Raw genomic sequence first — 1,039 nt, 5'->3', positions numbered from 1 at the left:
CTTCACCAGTAATATCACTGATGTTGCGTTGTGCCCAACGACTAGTAGAGTTATACACATACTGCATATAAGCTCTCCAGTGCCCCAATTCAGACAGGGGTACTACCACACTACCATCTTCACCTGTAGCACTGTCACGGACGCGCTGATGCACTTCTACGCCATTTGCTCGTGTAGCAAGAATGTCATTGGCTACTTGCCAACCAAGTTCCAAATCCTCTGGGTCTGGGTTGTAATCAAACGGAAGATATGGAAGCATTGGTTCAAATGCTACGGAACGCAGGTATTCAACGAACTCCTGGTTGCTCATTCCTGCATTTTCTACTGCCAGTTTCTTGAGCACAAGATAGCGGTTTACCAAATTGAGAACGTTGGTGCGTTTCCATTTCGGCTCGCTGATACGGAATTCCACAGATCCAAATTCACGTAAAGGCAGAAGGTTAAGGCTTGTGTACTTGTCCCATCCTCGGAGGAGTTGGGTAAAGAACCGTTCACCATTGCTATTAAAAGCTGTTGACACGTTGAAAATCTGTTGCTGCACGACAGCGAAAGCAGGGCAGAAGTTTGAACGATAACGGTGAAATCCACTACACTTGAAGAGGACTTTTTCATAGAATGCGTACGCCAGAATCAGTTTCTTAAGTGCAGGGGCTTCCAGATCACGAACGTCCAGATGCACATGCGTCGAACAACGCCATGTACCTTGAGCAGAAGATGCTCCCACATTTTCAGCGAGAGCTTCGATTGCTTGATACAAAGTTTCACCAGCATACGGTTGAGAACACACCAGTTCGCAGCCATTACGAAGACTGCCATCTTCCTTGCAATCCCAGAACGGGAGGTCGATGTAAGTGCATTCTTCGATTTCCAACTCAATACCAACGTGGCTGTTGTAAGCCAAGTTAGGATGTGGATTCGCTCTCGGAGGAGAGTTATGGTCAAACGTTGATGCTACGGTTGTCATACCGACTGTACCTCTACCATAGTGTATGGGGGAAACTCAGGTTGGATCTGACTCTCGAAGATATACTTAAATAGT

General features: G+C 46.5%; 1 protein-coding gene. It reads right to left on the bottom strand.

Annotated elements, in window-relative coordinates; genetic code table 11:
* On the bottom strand, positions 1–964 hold a 964-nt coding region (locus N1032_RS23735), incomplete at its 3' end, for an amidoligase family protein (protein ID WP_259542843.1).
* Between the last annotated feature and the right edge of the window lie 75 nt (positions 965–1,039).

The organism is Herbiconiux daphne (genome assembly GCF_024979295.1).
Classification (GTDB): Bacteria; Actinomycetota; Actinomycetes; order Actinomycetales; family Microbacteriaceae; genus Herbiconiux; species Herbiconiux daphnes.
This window is presented reverse-complemented; position numbering and strand designations above follow the sequence as displayed.